Source organism: Paenibacillus physcomitrellae (assembly GCF_002240225.1).
Taxonomy (GTDB): Bacteria; Bacillota; Bacilli; order Paenibacillales; family Paenibacillaceae; genus Fontibacillus; species Fontibacillus physcomitrellae.
Genome location: NZ_CP022584.1, coordinates 4,643,801 through 4,658,123, shown reverse-complemented (window position 1 = coordinate 4,658,123; position 14,323 = coordinate 4,643,801). Strand labels below are relative to the sequence as shown.

At 47.0% G+C, this 14,323-nt stretch carries 13 protein-coding genes and 1 tRNA gene; 1 reads left to right on the top strand and 13 read right to left on the bottom strand.

Going from position 1 to position 14,323, the window contains the following annotated elements:
- Window positions 1-76 precede the first annotated feature (76 nt).
- The 3 genes from CBE73_RS21025 to CBE73_RS21015 all read right to left on the bottom strand — a co-directional run bounded on the left by CBE73_RS21025 (window position 77) and on the right by CBE73_RS21015 (window position 3,704).
- A complete protein-coding gene (locus CBE73_RS21025; protein WP_094095908.1) occupies window positions 77-2,236 on the bottom strand; it encodes a 5'-nucleotidase C-terminal domain-containing protein in 2,160 nt (719 codons plus the stop codon).
- A gap of 178 nt (window positions 2,237-2,414) precedes the next feature.
- A complete protein-coding gene (locus CBE73_RS21020) occupies window positions 2,415-2,678 on the bottom strand; it encodes a helix-turn-helix domain-containing protein (protein WP_094095907.1) in 264 nt (87 codons plus the stop codon).
- A gap of 39 nt (window positions 2,679-2,717) precedes the next feature.
- Window positions 2,718-3,704, bottom strand: a complete 987-nt coding sequence (locus tag CBE73_RS21015; RefSeq protein WP_094095906.1) for a hypothetical protein — start codon at window positions 3,702-3,704, stop codon at window positions 2,718-2,720.
- Between the two features lie 448 nt (window positions 3,705-4,152).
- Here CBE73_RS21015 and CBE73_RS21010 point away from each other — a divergent pair, with 448 nt between their 5' ends.
- The gene (locus CBE73_RS21010) at window positions 4,153-5,637 is read left to right on the top strand and encodes an Lsa family ABC-F type ribosomal protection protein (RefSeq protein ID WP_094095905.1); all 1,485 of its coding nucleotides are present in this window, start codon (window positions 4,153-4,155) and stop codon (window positions 5,635-5,637) included.
- A 186-nt stretch (window positions 5,638-5,823) separates the two neighbouring features.
- Here CBE73_RS21010 and CBE73_RS21005 read toward each other — a convergent pair whose 3' ends face one another.
- From CBE73_RS21005 to CBE73_RS20965, 10 genes are all read right to left on the bottom strand, one after another.
- The gene (locus CBE73_RS21005) at window positions 5,824-7,512 is read right to left on the bottom strand and encodes a hypothetical protein (RefSeq protein WP_094095904.1); all 1,689 of its coding nucleotides are present in this window, start codon (window positions 7,510-7,512) and stop codon (window positions 5,824-5,826) included.
- Window positions 7,509-8,300, bottom strand: a complete 792-nt coding sequence (locus CBE73_RS21000; protein WP_094096454.1) for an ABC transporter ATP-binding protein — start codon at window positions 8,298-8,300, stop codon at window positions 7,509-7,511. Before CBE73_RS21000 ends, CBE73_RS21005 begins: the two co-directional genes overlap by 4 nt.
- Before the next feature lie 151 nt (window positions 8,301-8,451).
- Window positions 8,452-9,264: a hypothetical protein gene (locus CBE73_RS20995; protein WP_244905506.1), complete on the bottom strand. Its 813-nt coding sequence runs from the start codon at window positions 9,262-9,264 to the stop codon at window positions 8,452-8,454.
- Window positions 9,265-9,497: 233 nt separating this feature from the next.
- Window positions 9,498-9,620, bottom strand: a complete 123-nt coding sequence (locus CBE73_RS22610) for a hypothetical protein (RefSeq protein ID WP_268237190.1) — start codon at window positions 9,618-9,620, stop codon at window positions 9,498-9,500.
- Between the two features lie 131 nt (window positions 9,621-9,751).
- Window positions 9,752-10,399 (bottom strand): FusB/FusC family EF-G-binding protein, encoded by a 648-nt coding sequence (locus CBE73_RS20990; protein WP_068694385.1) that lies wholly within the window; start codon window positions 10,397-10,399, stop codon window positions 9,752-9,754.
- A 328-nt stretch (window positions 10,400-10,727) separates the two neighbouring features.
- A tRNA-Ala gene (locus CBE73_RS20985) sits at window positions 10,728-10,800 on the bottom strand.
- Between the two features lie 154 nt (window positions 10,801-10,954).
- Window positions 10,955-12,004: a sensor histidine kinase gene (locus tag CBE73_RS20980; RefSeq protein WP_094095903.1), complete on the bottom strand. Its 1,050-nt coding sequence runs from the start codon at window positions 12,002-12,004 to the stop codon at window positions 10,955-10,957.
- Window positions 12,004-12,744 carry a response regulator transcription factor gene (locus tag CBE73_RS20975; protein ID WP_308420962.1) on the bottom strand — a complete coding sequence of 247 codons (741 nt, stop codon included), beginning with the start codon at window positions 12,742-12,744 and terminating at the stop codon, window positions 12,004-12,006. Before CBE73_RS20975 ends, CBE73_RS20980 begins: the two co-directional genes overlap by 1 nt.
- Complete coding sequence (locus CBE73_RS20970) at window positions 12,711-13,169, bottom strand: DoxX family membrane protein (protein WP_094095901.1); 459 nt, start codon at window positions 13,167-13,169, stop codon at window positions 12,711-12,713. The genes CBE73_RS20975 and CBE73_RS20970 overlap by 34 nt, the downstream gene beginning before the upstream one ends.
- Before the next feature lie 135 nt (window positions 13,170-13,304).
- Window positions 13,305-14,108, bottom strand: a complete 804-nt coding sequence (locus CBE73_RS20965; protein WP_094095900.1) for a DM13 domain-containing protein — start codon at window positions 14,106-14,108, stop codon at window positions 13,305-13,307.
- Between the last annotated feature and the right edge of the window lie 215 nt (window positions 14,109-14,323).

Sequence of the window (14,323 nt, the reverse complement as noted above, 5' to 3'; positions counted from 1 at the left end):
ACCAAGGGGTATTCTTATATTTGCCTGAACAAATTTTTAAACTTTGGAAACTTACTTTTTAACCTTTTGTCGGAATCTATTTCACTAAATCAGCCAGCATAAGCACTACGTCTCTGCGTGTTACCGAGCCGTCAGCCGGAACTGCCGCGGCTTCATCACCAGAGACTGCTGCAATAATGGCTGCTGCCTCTGCAGCTGTTACTTTCTGGCTAGCCGCAAACGTGCTGCCCTTGAATGCGTCCAGCAGGCCTGCTGCGTTCAAAGCGGAAACCGCCGGTAAAGCCCAAGCCGGAATGTTTGCAGCATCGGCATACGCCAGGTTAGCATCCGAAGCTTTGACTTGGAAAGCCCGGCTGACCATAACCGCAAATTCAGCCCGCGTAACCTGTTGATCCGGACGGAAAGTTCCATCGCCGTAACCATTCACCAATCCGGCAGCCGCTGCGGCCTGAATAGCTTCTTTGGCGCTGTCATTGGCCAGATCGGTGAAGACGGCCGCATTAGCGCCGCTGCCTTCGGAACCAGACATACCGCCGATTTCAGCTGGAAGCGCTGCGCCCTTCAGATCAGTGATACGGCCTTCTGTCGAAGGATTTACGGTTCCAATCTTGTCCAAATATTCGTGGAACACTTCATAATCCACTAGGTTGAGTTCATAATAACGTCCGTCATTCTTTGCTTCTTTCATGGAGCGGTAGAAGTCCCCGCCATCCGCCATGTAAGAGTTGGTAGCCACAATGTAATAAGCATTAGGATCAATATCCGTATAAGTTCCGTCGTTGTTCTCAATTTGTACCTTCACTACGCGGTTGCCTGCTTGCTTCAGCTCGCCGGTAACGTCATCCAGCACTTCAGGCTGCTTAGTCGAATCGTAATAGAAACGCATGCCGGAAATTTGCGGGAAACGTCCCTCGCCGCTTTCAACGCCGCTGACCCCGTTCTCCAAAGCTGCCGTAATTTCTTTACCGGTCATTTTCACTGCGCTTAAGTTGTTGCCAAACGGCATCATCGTCAGCAAATCGCCCAGAGTAATATCGCCGGCACCGATGGATGCGCGGATCCCGCCGCCGTTTTGAATCGTGACATAACCTTTAACGTCCGGTTCATTAACAATGCTCATGACTTTGGCACGCATGCCGTCAGCCATCAAGTCGCCCAGATTGGTCTCCTCGCTGCGCACGTTGTCGCGTTCGCCGTTAAGGTCAACTTCAACCTTGCCGATGATAGTCTTCTTCAATTCTTCCAGCGGTTTGGCAAATTCCGCAAGTTTTGCTTCAGAAGCGGCATCGCTCTTAATCAAATAATTGCCTGCAGCATCTTGGGCGTCAAGCGCAATCAATTTATCTTTCCAGGATGTAAGAACGCCGTTTTCGTCAAATGTCACATCAAGCTGGCCCAAGTTGTTGTCATATTCGCCGGTTTGCACAATCAGCGTCGGTTCGGAGTCCGCATGATGCACTTCCGCATCATTTAATTGGGTATGGGAGTGCCCGCCCACGATCACGTCAATGCCTTTAACAGCTTCAGCAAGCTGCTGGTCTACTGTATACCCCAGGTGAGTTAATGCGATAATTTTGTTGATGCCTGCCTGCTCCAGAGCATCTACCTGCTTCTGGGCACTTTCCACTTCATCCAGGAATTTGATGTTAGGTCCCGGGGATGCCAGTACGGCAGATTCAGGGGTTGTTAAACCGAAAATGGCGACTTTCTCCCCGTTGATTTCTTTAATAATGGCCGGGTAAATTTGCCCGTCTTCGCCCGGTTCTCCAACGGTTTGATGAAGGCTGCCGTTTAAAGCCGGCTCTTTGGAGAAGTCAACATTTGCGCTGACAAACGGAAATTTCGCCTGCTTCACGAATTCGGCCAGCGTGGCAGGGCCTTTGTCGAATTCATGGTTGCCGAATGTCATGGCATCATAACCTAATTGGTTCATGAAATATAGGTCAGCAAGTCCATTATATTGGTTGAAATATAACGTCCCGGAGAAAACATCCCCGGCATCAAGCAGGAGCGTGTTAGCCGTTCTTGCTTCATTAATCGCAGTTACCCGACGGGCAATATTATCAATATGGGCATGCGTATCATTGGTATGTAATATTCTGAATTCAAAGCCTTTCGACGTACCCGTGTCTCCGTCTCCCGCAGCAGCAGCACCTCCGGCAAAGCTTGGCAGCATGCCAAGGGTCATGATCGCAGCGGCAGCTATTTTACCTAAGGGTCTCTTTCTTAATTTCATGAACAAATATCCTCCTCTTCCCTCTTCTGATTTGAGATCCACTGTAAAGAGAAAATCTATGAAAGCCGGTAGAAACCGGTTCCATAAGTATAAAAAAGAATTGTTTAGTTAATGCTTATTAAACGTTAAACTATGTAAAAAAATAAGAGAGGCCAGATCTCCGGGAATCCTGGTTCCCTTACCTCTCTCTGGCAAGCCATTCTTTCATTTGCGGGATCGACATTCCCTCCGCTTTCATTTGTTTGATTTTTTGGATCTGTTTCACGGTAGTTTCTCTATGAAATCTTCGCGTTAAATTCTCTTCGGCCTGTTCAAAGGGCAGCATGCCTTCCTCCGTATAAAATTTCAAAGTGCTGTAGCGCGTACCTGTGAGCCGTACCAATTCGCCAATGGATACGTATTCGGAGGCCAAAATTACTTCCAGGGATCGTTGTCTCGACATTTTGCCGCCACCTTTGCCATATTAGCCACCTTAGCTGCCTTAAAATGGACGTCTCGGGAGCAGCCGCACGCCATGAATCGGCACTCTTCCGTAAATCACATGCGGAATAGCCTCGTAAACGACATTATCAATTTGGATCAGCGGGATCTGACCTTCCCGGAGGATGGTAAATTTATGGCCCTGCGATTCCAATCTGTTCTTGATATCTCTTAACCGCCGCTCGGGATTGGAGAACCATGCTTCCATTTCGATAAAAACCGACTGAGACCGCTCCAAGGCCGGAAACAGAAAGTTAATTCCGCTGCCCGTTTGCGTCCTTACGGCTCTGCTCTTAAACTTCAGGAACTGCTTATAGGCCATTTCGATTCCCCGGCGCACCCTAAGCATGTAAAGCTGTTTGGCCAGCGGATTGCCACGGTATAACGCTCCCATCTTCTCCCCGGCGGTCTCGATTTCGTTCCTCGAGAATAAATCATGCATGCACCCGCTCTCCCTGAGCAGCCAGAGCATACAGATGGCTTCATCCGGAATCGTTCCCTCCTCAAGCACTTCAGCCCGGACAGACTCCGTAATAGTTAAGAAACTCTGACTGTCGCTGCGGTATTCCTTGATCTCAACTCCCGAAGAATGCAGATACAAATCGCAGCCCAGTAGTCCGGGGATTTCCTCGATCAGCCCCTGTTTTCTCAAAGGATCAGTTATGGCCTTCTCCAGCTGGGTCATTTTCCTTTTGGACAAACCAGAGACTTTCCTGATCCACCAGCTCAGGTCCTTATTCTTGCCTTTGGGCAGCAGCGTCTTCATCACCAAACTTCTATAGGGCTCTTCGCAAAAAGAATCGATCGAAAGCGGGTCGATCATAAACCACTCTCGATCCCAGACAAAAACTCCCTCCAGCCATGCTTCCAGAACTACCGCTGCTGCTACACAGCGAAGGGTCGCTTTCTTCACTACTGTCTGATAAAGGCTATCCTGTCCATTTAATCCGATTAATGAAAATTGCTGAGCCAATGTTAAATTGTCCATACGCAAATCTCTCCTTGTTTAGGGGATCAGCGGGCTTATTCTAAGGTGGGAGTTACTTTCATGAATGAATCCTTGCTCATTTTTTATTTACATCTTACTACTTATTACTTATTACTTATTACTTACGATTTATAATTTATTTATATGCTATTTGGTTAATTTTGTCAAAGGTTTGAAGCCCTTCTCCGAATATGTTATGATGACTCCAAACTTATCGATGGGAGTGACGGAATAATGTAAAATTTCTTGCCAGGTTTTAAAGAATGGAACAGCTTTTTTTGTTTTGTTCTTTGGGCCGCATGTGCAAGAAGTTACTTATTCCTTCACTCTGAATATATCCCTTTTCCAGCCCCCGCGGGACTGGACTGGTCTGTTGTATTCTTATGAGCTGCAGGAAAAGTAACTTTTCTTGTGGCTCATTTATTTTTCAACACCAGGAGGGATTCACATGTCTTTAATCAACGTATCCAACCTCACCTTTGCTTACGAGGGAAGTTATGACAACATCTTTGAGCAGGTCAGCTTTCAAATTGATACGGACTGGAAACTGGGCTTTACGGGCAGAAATGGACGCGGCAAAACGACGTTCCTGAATCTGCTGCTCGGCAAACTGGAGTACAGCGGAACGATCTCGGCGGCGGTAAGCTTTGATTATTTTCCATTTACGGTAGAGCACCCGGAACACCTGACCTATGATGTGGTCAGCGATATTTACCCGGATTATGAGCATTGGCGGCTGCAAAAGGAGTTGTCCTTGCTGCAATTATCGGAGGACGTTTTGTACCGTCCATTCGAGTCCTTATCTAGCGGCGAACAAACCAAGGTGCAGCTGGCTGCTTTGTTTTTGAAAGAGAATCATTTTCTGCTGATTGACGAACCGACCAACCATCTGGATATCCACGCCAGACAGCTGGTCAGCCAATATTTAAGCCGGAAGAAGGGGTTCATTCTGGTATCCCACGACCGTGCGTTTCTGGATCAATGTGTGGACCATATTTTGTCAATCAATAAAACTAATATCGAGATTCAAAAGGGGAATTTCTCTGACTGGTGGCTCAACAAGCAGCGTCAGGATCAATATGAGCTGAATGAGAATGAGAAGCTTCACAAAGACATTAAAAGGCTCTCTGACGCCTCCAAAAGAACCGGGCAATGGTCTCAAGAGGTGGAGAAAACTAAAAATGGAACACGCAACTCGGGTTCCAAGGTCGATAAAGGTTACATTGGACACAAAGCTGCCAAAATGATGAAGCGCTCCAAAACGATTGAGCAAAGGCAGCACACGGCAATGGAAGAGAAATCCAAGCTGCTGCAAAACATTGAAACTTCGGATAGTCTAAAGATTTCGCAGCTTGTCTACCCGAAATCCCAGTTGGCCGAATTGGATCATGTATCCATTAACTACGAAGGGAAGAACGTGTGCCAAAATGTCAGTTTCTCGATCGAACAAGGCGACCGGATTGCTGTCACCGGCCCTAATGGTTCCGGCAAATCGAGTCTGCTGAAGCTGATTCTTGGCGAAGAAATTTCGTTCTCCGGAACCTTCCGTAAGGGCAGTCAGCTGAAAATTTCCTATGTTTCGCAGGACACTTCAAATTTAAGAGGAAGCTTGTCCGACTACGCCCGGCAGCAGGAGATTGACGAAAGCCTGTTTAAAGCCATTTTAAGAAAGCTGGACTTCTCCCGCCTGCAGTTCGAGAAGGATATGGCTTGGTTCAGCGGCGGACAGAAAAAGAAAGTGCTGATCGCAAGGAGCCTCTGCGAACAGACTCATCTGCATATTTGGGATGAACCGCTTAATTTCATCGACGTTATTTCTCGTATGCAGATCGAAGAGGTGCTGCTGGAATATGAGCCGACTATGGTGTTTGTCGAGCATGATCGTGAATTCGCTCGAAAGATCGCAACCCAAACGGTTGAACTTGAGGGATAATCGTCGGGCTAAAGAGATGATCATTGAACTTTAGGTGATGGTCCCTAAATAATCCATAAGCTTGAAGAGGAGATGAAAGCAATGTGGGATGAGATTGTGGATGATTAAGGCGAACCGCTTGTTAAGGAATAAGGGGTTCGCCTGGTATTCGCAAAGGAAGAGGTATTGTAGAGAGCAGCTAAACGTTCAGTTATCTCTAAACTCAAAACCCCTTCTCCACACCCAGAAATTCACAGCCAACAAAATCACCAGATAACCATAAACTCCATAACTAAACCGCAAGGACAGGAAATGCAAAAGAGCAAACACGCCCAAAATAGCCAGCAACCCCAGCGTTTTCATCCCGGCTCCTTCCTCCGGAACCGTCTCAAACCGCCGCGAGAACGGCAGCTCTCTGCCTATTAACAGGAACGATATATAGGTGTACAGGAAAATAACTAACAGTACGACAAGCAAATCCGGCAGGATCCGCAAGCCGAAGATCGCCATAAAAATGATCGCCTCTACCAGAAACAAAGGCAGGAGCAGCCGCATCAAAAAAGCCTTCAACGTCCCTTTATAAAGGTCCTTTATTTGAATGAGCGGCGCAGTGGTATAAATCCAGGCCCCTTTATAATTTCCCGAGTATTTCAGCGTCATGATCACCGTTGGAACCATAATGGTACAGAAATAAATAAACAGGTAACTTTGCCCGGACGAGATTTCGGCCCAATTCTTACCTTCCTTAAAGTTAATTAACATAAAGATAAACGGGAACACGATGGACAGACCGAGAGACGGATAAACCTTCAGTTTGAAATCCCGTTCTCTTCTCAGCATAATGGATGCAAAGTCAAAGAAGACGGCCTCCTCCTTGGTCCGGCAAATCCATGAGCCTAACCGTTTGTGGAAATGTGAAGTTCGGTTCCTTCCCCCATCCCCCTGCTCGGACAGCTTCTGCAAATGCTGTTCAAAGCGCGGCATCAGCAGGGTATACACAGTCAAGGAAAGAATCGGCACAAGCAGGGCAAGCAAAGCAAAAGAAACATAAATGCCTGAATGCTCCCCGTTAAACAGCACTTCAAAAGGGCCGGCAAACCAGACGGGAGGCAGCAAATACTGCCAAATTTTCGGCTCGAAATGGACCGCAAAGCCCGAAAGATCAAACAAACGAAACACAAGCTGATAGCCCACCATCAAAACAATCGTCAGCCCGATCTGCACATAATTAATGATGTCCTTAAGAACCTCCCCGTTAAATAGACGAAGGACCAGGAAATACAGCAGTGCGGTTAGAGCCACAATGAAAAAATCCATCAGAATAATTTCTGCCAAATAGACCAGTAAAAAAACGAACCCATGCTTAAAAAGCGCCGCGATCAGCGAAGGAAGCGTTACAGCTGCCGTAATATAAGACAAATAAATCAGGATATGAATCATTTTTGCCAAATTGATTGTCTTTGCGTTCACCGGTCTGGATAACAGGATTGTTTTATCCCGGATGTCCAGCAGCACCGATGAGAAGTCGGAAATCAGCGAGCTTGTAACCATAAAGAACAGAATAGAGAAGCTCACGCTCATCTGAAACAAATAATTGTCACCTATCAACATAAAAGGAAGAAGCACAAGTCCAATCAATACGTAGAGCCACAAGGAACGGATAAACCGGTTCCCGGTTTCTAACTCTTCTCCGAAACGTTGGCTGGATAATTGATTGTCTGACCCGTTTCGCTCTTTGCTGCGGGAGAACATGCCCGCTCCAACAGTTGGAACCCTCCGCCCGTCCATGGTCAGCTTAACCTGCAAAATAAGCCTTAATTCCGGGTATTGCACGCCGATTTTCTCAAGTGGAGCACGTATCTTGTCCAGCAGCTTCAAGGTTCGGAATTCCTTCATCGATCCACCTCGTTCACCGCTGCAACAAAACGTTCAGCCAAACTCCGGTGCTCATCAAACCCCGTAAGCTGCGTAAAAATATCCTCCAGACTGCTCTCCAGATTTTGCGCCTTCAGCTCTTCAAAGCTGCCGTCGGCCGCAACTCGCCCGTCATTTAACAAGATAATCCGGCTGCTGACCTTTTCAACGACATCCATGATATGAGAAGAATAAAAGATCGCTTTCCCCTGCTGCGACAGCAGTTCTAAGATCTCCTTAATCACCATCACACTGTTGGCATCAAGACCGCTAAGCGGTTCGTCCAGAAATAAAATATCCGGATTATGCAGCAGGCTCGAGATCAGCATCACCTTCTGTTTCATCCCTTTGGAATAAGAGGCAATCCGGCTGTCGAAAGCAGTTCTAAGTCCTAAAATATCCGCCATCTGCAGCCCTTTGTATTCGGCCTCCCGGGCGTCTATCCCGTAAAGTCTGCCAATAAACGTCAGGTACTCGCGGGCTGTGAGCGTATCGTAAAGGTCTGCCACCTCGGGCACATAACCGATTCTGCGTTTATAATCAGGCCCGGCCTCCGCGATGTCCTGCCCAAAAATACGCACCTCGCCGGTATATCCCTGCACAAGCCCCAGCATGATCTTGACGGTGGTGCTTTTTCCCGCTCCATTAGGTCCTATGTATCCAATTATCTGACCGGTATGTACCGTAAGGTCAATGCCATTCAGCACAAATCTTGCTCCGTATCTCATCCTTAGATCCTTGATCTCGATGACCGGTACGGATTCTATCATCGTTCCCATCTTTTATAGCCGCCCCTCTTCCGTTTTCCTAAATTATCCCATAATAGAATTGGGATTAACAGGATAAATTCGTAGGGGAGAAATGAACCCGCCAATACAGGACAGATCCTTTGGTTTGGCGGGTAAGGAGTTGCATCCAATATTAAGGTTTGGGTTCAGGGTAACTCCCGTACAGCTTGTCGAGCAAGAATGTAAATCCATACATGCTCCAAATTGAAATGGATGAAGCGATCCACATCCAGCTCTCTTTGTAGAGAATCAAATTATAGCGGGCTGCCAGCCAATGTCCAAAATAAAGAACCGCTAGCAGCAGCAGCTTCCATCCCCAGCGAATGCTCGAAAAATAGAGGAACATAACGAATACGCCCAGCAGCAGCATATAGAAAGCTGATAAAACAACTAAGCTGTGCTCTTTATCAGGCAATACATGCTCGCTCAGGAGCCGAATGCCAGTTAATCTCAACACCCATACAATCAGATGCTCATGCAGCGTAATTAAACCCAGGAAAATAAACAAGTACCGAAGCCAACGCTTCAAATAAGTCCTGCCAGCAGCACAAGTATGTTTGGCTACCCAGAACAGCAGAAGAAGGCTCACCATAGTCATCCAGGTACGATACCAGTGCTGACGGTAAATCCCCAACGCTTTAAAACCTTCTTCAATGCCGCTGTACGCCGCAATAAAGATCAGCTTCCACACCCCATTCAGATCAAAAACCGTCAGCAGCAGTGCCGTGGCCGAAACCGAGAACTGGGAAAACAAATTCCCGGCAATATTATCGTCTGCAGAAGAGTCGGGGAAGATTTTCGGATAATAGTTATATGCCTTTAAATAGGATAAAACAAACATTTCAAAACAGAACGTCATCCCGCTGATGGTTAAATATACTGCGGCTGTCCGCCTTCGGTCATCGGCTTTCCGGAAAATCAAGACCAATTCCAGAATCGTTGTCATTCCGAGTAAAACAAACCAAATTGTATTTTTCCAAAACATGGCATTCATCGCTTGAATTCCTTTCCCGCTCACAACTAACAACAGGATATCCTCATATTGGAAAAATATTCAATTTATTTCAACCTTCCCCTATCTCTATTTACTAGGGCTCCCGGCTCAGCATCGCTTCCATTACTGCCAAGCGGCAAAGGGGCGAAAGCCAAAATGACTCAGACGGTGGGTACCCGATCGTCCTAACCAAACATGGGCGACGCCAAAAGGACCGATCCGATGAAGACCAGTTGAAGCGGCAGCCGGACCATCAGCTTTGGCACAGGTTTGCCGCCCATCGTCAAGTTTTCTCTAGCTGCGTACACATACCTATTTCCCGATCCCGATCCGATAGCTCAAAGGAAAATAACACGGGCAGGCCGGTCGGCCTGCCCGTGTACATTCTCCGGGATTCCCCCCCCCGGAAGCTTCTCTATTTCTCTCAAAACTAGCTTGGTTAGTTTAAAACATCCTTCATAAACCGTTCCAGTTGAGACACATCGGTAATATTCTGGTTGCACTTGGCGCTGTCGATGCACATATAATTTCCGACCCGCCCAAAATGATCCAATGCCGGTCCCTTGGCTTTCGTCTGCGCGGTCACGAAGGCCACCTCTTCATGCTTGTTGCAGAGGCAGCAGACCCCCTTCTTGTTCGTCGGGGTGAACCGGCCCTCAATGCCCGTCATTTTCCCGTCCAGATTGTAGACGATGAATAGTTTATTCGTTGAAATGTCGGCCCAGCCGATATAGGTCAGGAAGCGGAAATCGAGCTCGGACAGCGGCGGAAGCTTCAGCTTTTTAATTTTGGGATAAAGCTTCTTCAGCTGCTGTTCCGTTACCTGCGGAAAGGCTGTCACGCATGACTCCAGCTCGCTCAAATAAGCATGGAACTCCTCGGCACGGTTTAGCGTCGGAATCCGGTCGAAAAACCGCTTCTGTTCCTCCGTCATAGCAGGGAACATCTCCATGACCCGGGTCCAAGTCGTGTGCCGGATGGCCGATATAACTTTCTGGTCGGCTGTGGTTTTGATGTTATATTCGAGGCGCCCCAACAGGCGTTTGATCAAATTAAATTCGTGGTTTTCCATAAATGGCGTTAGCATGTGTTTTCCTCCTCAGTTCACCCAAAAAAAACGGAGTACCTCAAATAAGGCACTCCGTCGGTATCCAAAAAATATGATGCGAGAAGTTCCTTGTATTAGGTCAAAAGGGCATACGTATTCCGTGAACGAACTCACGAAATTTTGCACTTTTGCCGCCTACAAGCAAACAACTGCCACTTATGGATTCCCCTTTCGAACTTCTACACATACAGTTAACATTATAGAATCTCATTTCAGGCTTGTAAAGATGAGAAACAATCACTATCCAAGCATAGAAAAAAGCCTTCAAACACTCGAAAATCCTTGTGTTTAAAGGCTTTTTTTAATATGGAGCCTAGGGGGATCGAACCCCTGACCTCATCGCTGCCAGCGATGCGCTCTCCCAGCTGAGCTAAGGCCCCTCATTTCGTATATCGTCGTCTTTTCAGAGGCGACTTCTAAATATTACAGAAAATACTGGGACATGTCAATACTATTTTATTATAAATTTTCTCAGGCGCAAATGAGAGAGAAAGTGTTTGCGCCAACTGCGAAATTTGAATACATGGGATTGCTTTACTCTTTACCGGAATCGGGGTGGTTCGGAAGGCGGACCGTAAATGTGCTTCCGGCTCCATAAACAGAGGTCGCCGAAATTTGGCCCTGTAACAGTTCTGTCAGCTCTCTCGCGATGGCAAGGCCAATGCCGGCCCCTCCATACATTTGATTGCGCGATTCCTCTACCCGGTAAAACCGGTCAAAAATCCGATTTAGCCTGTCGGAAGGAATTCCGGTTCCTTCATCCTTTACTTCAAAACAGGTATAATCTCTGTCATTATATATATTTAGCCAAATGGTTGTCCCCGGTCTGGAGAATTTAATTGCGTTGCCGATCAGATTGTATAAGATCCGCTCCATGCAGGTTTTGTCCGTATAAACCGAAACGCACTCCTCGCTGATCTTGACTTCGATTGTTCGGTTCTCCTTCACGATTTGCGCCTCAAAGGTTTGCAGTGTGTTCACCAAAAGCTGATCAAGCCACAAAATTTCCATGCTGATTTCAATATTTTTCTGGTCAATGGCCGCGATGGAGAAGAGCTCATTGGCAAAGGATACGACCCGTTCGGTTTGCTCTCCGATACCAAGCAAATAGCTGCGGACGTCATCCGGCTTATGCACCATCCCGTCAAGCAGCGCTTCCGAATATGAACGTATGGAAGCTAACGGCGTTTTGATGTCATGCGACAGATTGGCAATCAATTCATTGCGCCTGCTTTCCTCTTGCTGAAGCGCAGTGATTTTTTCCTTGATTTCCTGGGCCATCATATGCAGCGACTTTCCCAATTCATGTAGCTCGAGGGTACGGCTTTCCGTAACGCTAATGTCATACTCCCCCTTGGCAATTGCCTGGCTTTGTTTATTCAACCGGGCGATCGCTTTAGCCATCGGAAAAATAAAAAAGGAGTTGATCAACAAGGATAACACACTGGATGATATCGTAATGACCATAGCCATTTTCAGCTTATTGTAATCCAGAAACATTTGCTGGTAAGCGCCAAACAGCAGCAGCGTTACCACACATAAACTAGCCAAATAAGAAAGCAGCAGGACGGTTCGCAGCTTCATTATTGCTCCCCCTCCTCTCCCTTGAATTGGTAACCAATGCCCCATACTGTCTTAATGGACAGCGTGTTTCCTTTATCCAAAGCAGCCAATTTTTCGCGTAAATGATGAATATGAACATTAACCGTAGCGGCGTCTTCGTAATATTCGTAACCCCATACCTTTTTCAGCAGCTCGGATTTAGACAATACGCGATGCTTCTCTTCGACCAGGGTCCACAGCAAATCAAACTCTTTGTTCGTCAAATCAAGTATTTCTCCATAGAGGCGGGCTTCGCGTTCATCCTTGTTCAAATAAAGTTCTTTCTCGCGCAAAAAACGGACCTCGGTCTGTTTAAATTTATTAACCCGCTTCAATATATTTTTAATACGGAAGGCCAGCTCCCTAGGGCTAAAGGGCTTGGTAATATAATCGTCTGCTCCCAGTGCAAGGCCGTACAACGTATCCTTCTCCTGATTCAGCGCCGTCAAATATAAAAAAGGGATATCCATCCCTTCATTATGAAGCATTTCAATAAACTCATAGCCATTTTTCTTTGGCATCATCACATCAATCACGATGAAATCAATCGGATGGTTCCGGACCATTTCCTCCGCTTCTTCGCCGTTGCTGGCGGTGTAAACCGTGTATCCTTCATTTCGTAAATACAACTGGCAAATCTCTACAATTGGCCTTTCATCATCAACAATCAAAATAGAAGACAATACGGTCACATCCCCGTGTCCAGCCTGCGATTTTTCCATTTCGGGTACAGCCAGCGCTCTATGCTTACAGCGGTGCTGAACTTATGGCCCACTAACAAAATGACCGCAAGCATGATTTCGGCTGGATAAGTAAAGATCATATCCGCCAGGATATAGTTTACATTAACGAACACTGACATGACAATTGCCGGCACTGCCAGCAGTCCGAGCACCAGACCTACTCCGATCAGCAGCTCTCCAATAGGAATGACCAGATCAAACACATTCGCATACGGACCTACCACCTGGGCAAAAAAATGCTTATACCACACCGGTGAATCGGCATTGGCGGCAACAACCGGGACCAGACTTTCCACGCCAAACCCCCCGGAAATTTTGGCATAGCCAGACTTGAACCACATCAATCCAAACACTACCCGAAGCAGGCTAAACCCATATCCGGCCAGAAGATAAATGACTTTCACCGTAACACCGCCTTTCTGTTTCTAATGCTATCCTTTCGAACGTACCTTCATTATCGTCCTGATGTTTTCCCGGTATTTACCTGGACAATTTTCGAGGGCTTCTCCTTTACCGTCCAGAAGAGGCCCCCGGAAACGTTATTTCAGATCAGCAGCGCCAAATGCCACATGCGCCTTGTTGCAGTAGATGACGACGGAATCGTATTCCCCCGGATCGGCGCCGGCCAGATCGAAGGTTTGCTCCGATTGCTTCAGGTCAATTTTACCGAGGCTTTTTCCTGTGGCTATGTCCTGCCCCTTGGCCAAATAGATGTGCAGATCCGGACCTTCCGAGGTTTTAAAGTTGGTGAGCATCAATTTTCCGTCTTTGATTTCTATGTTGCCTTGTGATACTTCCTTGCCGATTGGGCTCAACATCCCGGTTTTAACCATTGCGACTGTAGTATCCGTTGTATCTGCTGTTTCCGAAGTCGTTGTCCCGCCATCGGCCGAATTGCCATCACTTAAATTAGCAGCGCCAAATGCCACATGCGCCTTGTTGCAGTAGATGACAACGGAATCGTATTCCTCCGGATCGGCGCCGGCCAGATCGAAGGTTTGCTCCGATTGCTTCAGGTCAATTTTACCGAGACTTTTTCCTGTGGCTATGTCCTGCTCTTTGGCCAAATAGATGTGCAGATCCGGACCTTCCGAGGTTTTAAAGTTGGTGAGCATCAATTTTCCGTCTTTGATTTCTATGTTGCCTTGTGATACTTCCTTGCCGATTGGGCTCAACATCCCGGTTTTAACGACTGCTGCTGCGACTGAGGCTTCCGGCGCCGAAGCCTGCGCCTCGGCTGAGGCTGCAGGTGACGTATTCGCTGCCTCCTTTCCCGAACCGCATCCGGCAAGCACTGCCGCCGTAACCATCATCGTTGCTCCTGCCATCCAAAGCTTTTTCATCTTGAAAATTCCCCATTTCCTATAATTTTGGTGTGTTATTTGCTGTAATTGAATTATAGATTTGGCCGCTGATAATTGAAATTAAGCCGTCATAAGGGATTTATTAAATTATTATTAAGTCTTTTTCGCGTATTGATTTAAATGCGGAGAACAAAGCAAAAGGTATTTGCGTGCCGAAGGCGTTCATGTCCTTAATGATCCGATCTGTGGACAGT

Excerpts from the sequence above, each read along its gene's own strand:
- CBE73_RS20975 (WP_308420962.1), bottom strand. The coding sequence starts at position 12,744 with ATGGAAAAATCGCAGGCTGGACACGGGGATGTGACCGTATTGTCTTCT.
- CBE73_RS21000 (WP_094096454.1), bottom strand. The coding sequence starts at position 8,300 with ATGATAGAATCCGTACCGGTCATCGAGATCAAGGATCTAAGGATGAGA.
- CBE73_RS21025 (WP_094095908.1), bottom strand. The coding sequence starts at position 2,236 with ATGAAATTAAGAAAGAGACCCTTAGGTAAAATAGCTGCCGCTGCGATC.
- CBE73_RS20995 (WP_244905506.1), bottom strand. The coding sequence starts at position 9,264 with ATGACAACGATTCTGGAATTGGTCTTGATTTTCCGGAAAGCCGATGAC.
- CBE73_RS21020 (WP_094095907.1), bottom strand. The coding sequence starts at position 2,678 with ATGTCGAGACAACGATCCCTGGAAGTAATTTTGGCCTCCGAATACGTA.
- CBE73_RS20990 (WP_068694385.1), bottom strand. The coding sequence starts at position 10,399 with ATGCTAACGCCATTTATGGAAAACCACGAATTTAATTTGATCAAACGC.
- CBE73_RS21005 (WP_094095904.1), bottom strand. The coding sequence starts at position 7,512 with ATGAAGGAATTCCGAACCTTGAAGCTGCTGGACAAGATACGTGCTCCA.
- CBE73_RS20980 (WP_094095903.1), bottom strand. The coding sequence starts at position 12,004 with ATGAAGCTGCGAACCGTCCTGCTGCTTTCTTATTTGGCTAGTTTATGT.
- CBE73_RS20965 (WP_094095900.1), bottom strand. The coding sequence starts at position 14,108 with ATGAAAAAGCTTTGGATGGCAGGAGCAACGATGATGGTTACGGCGGCA.
- CBE73_RS21010 (WP_094095905.1), top strand. The coding sequence starts at position 4,153 with ATGTCTTTAATCAACGTATCCAACCTCACCTTTGCTTACGAGGGAAGT.
- CBE73_RS21015 (WP_094095906.1), bottom strand. The coding sequence starts at position 3,704 with ATGGACAATTTAACATTGGCTCAGCAATTTTCATTAATCGGATTAAAT.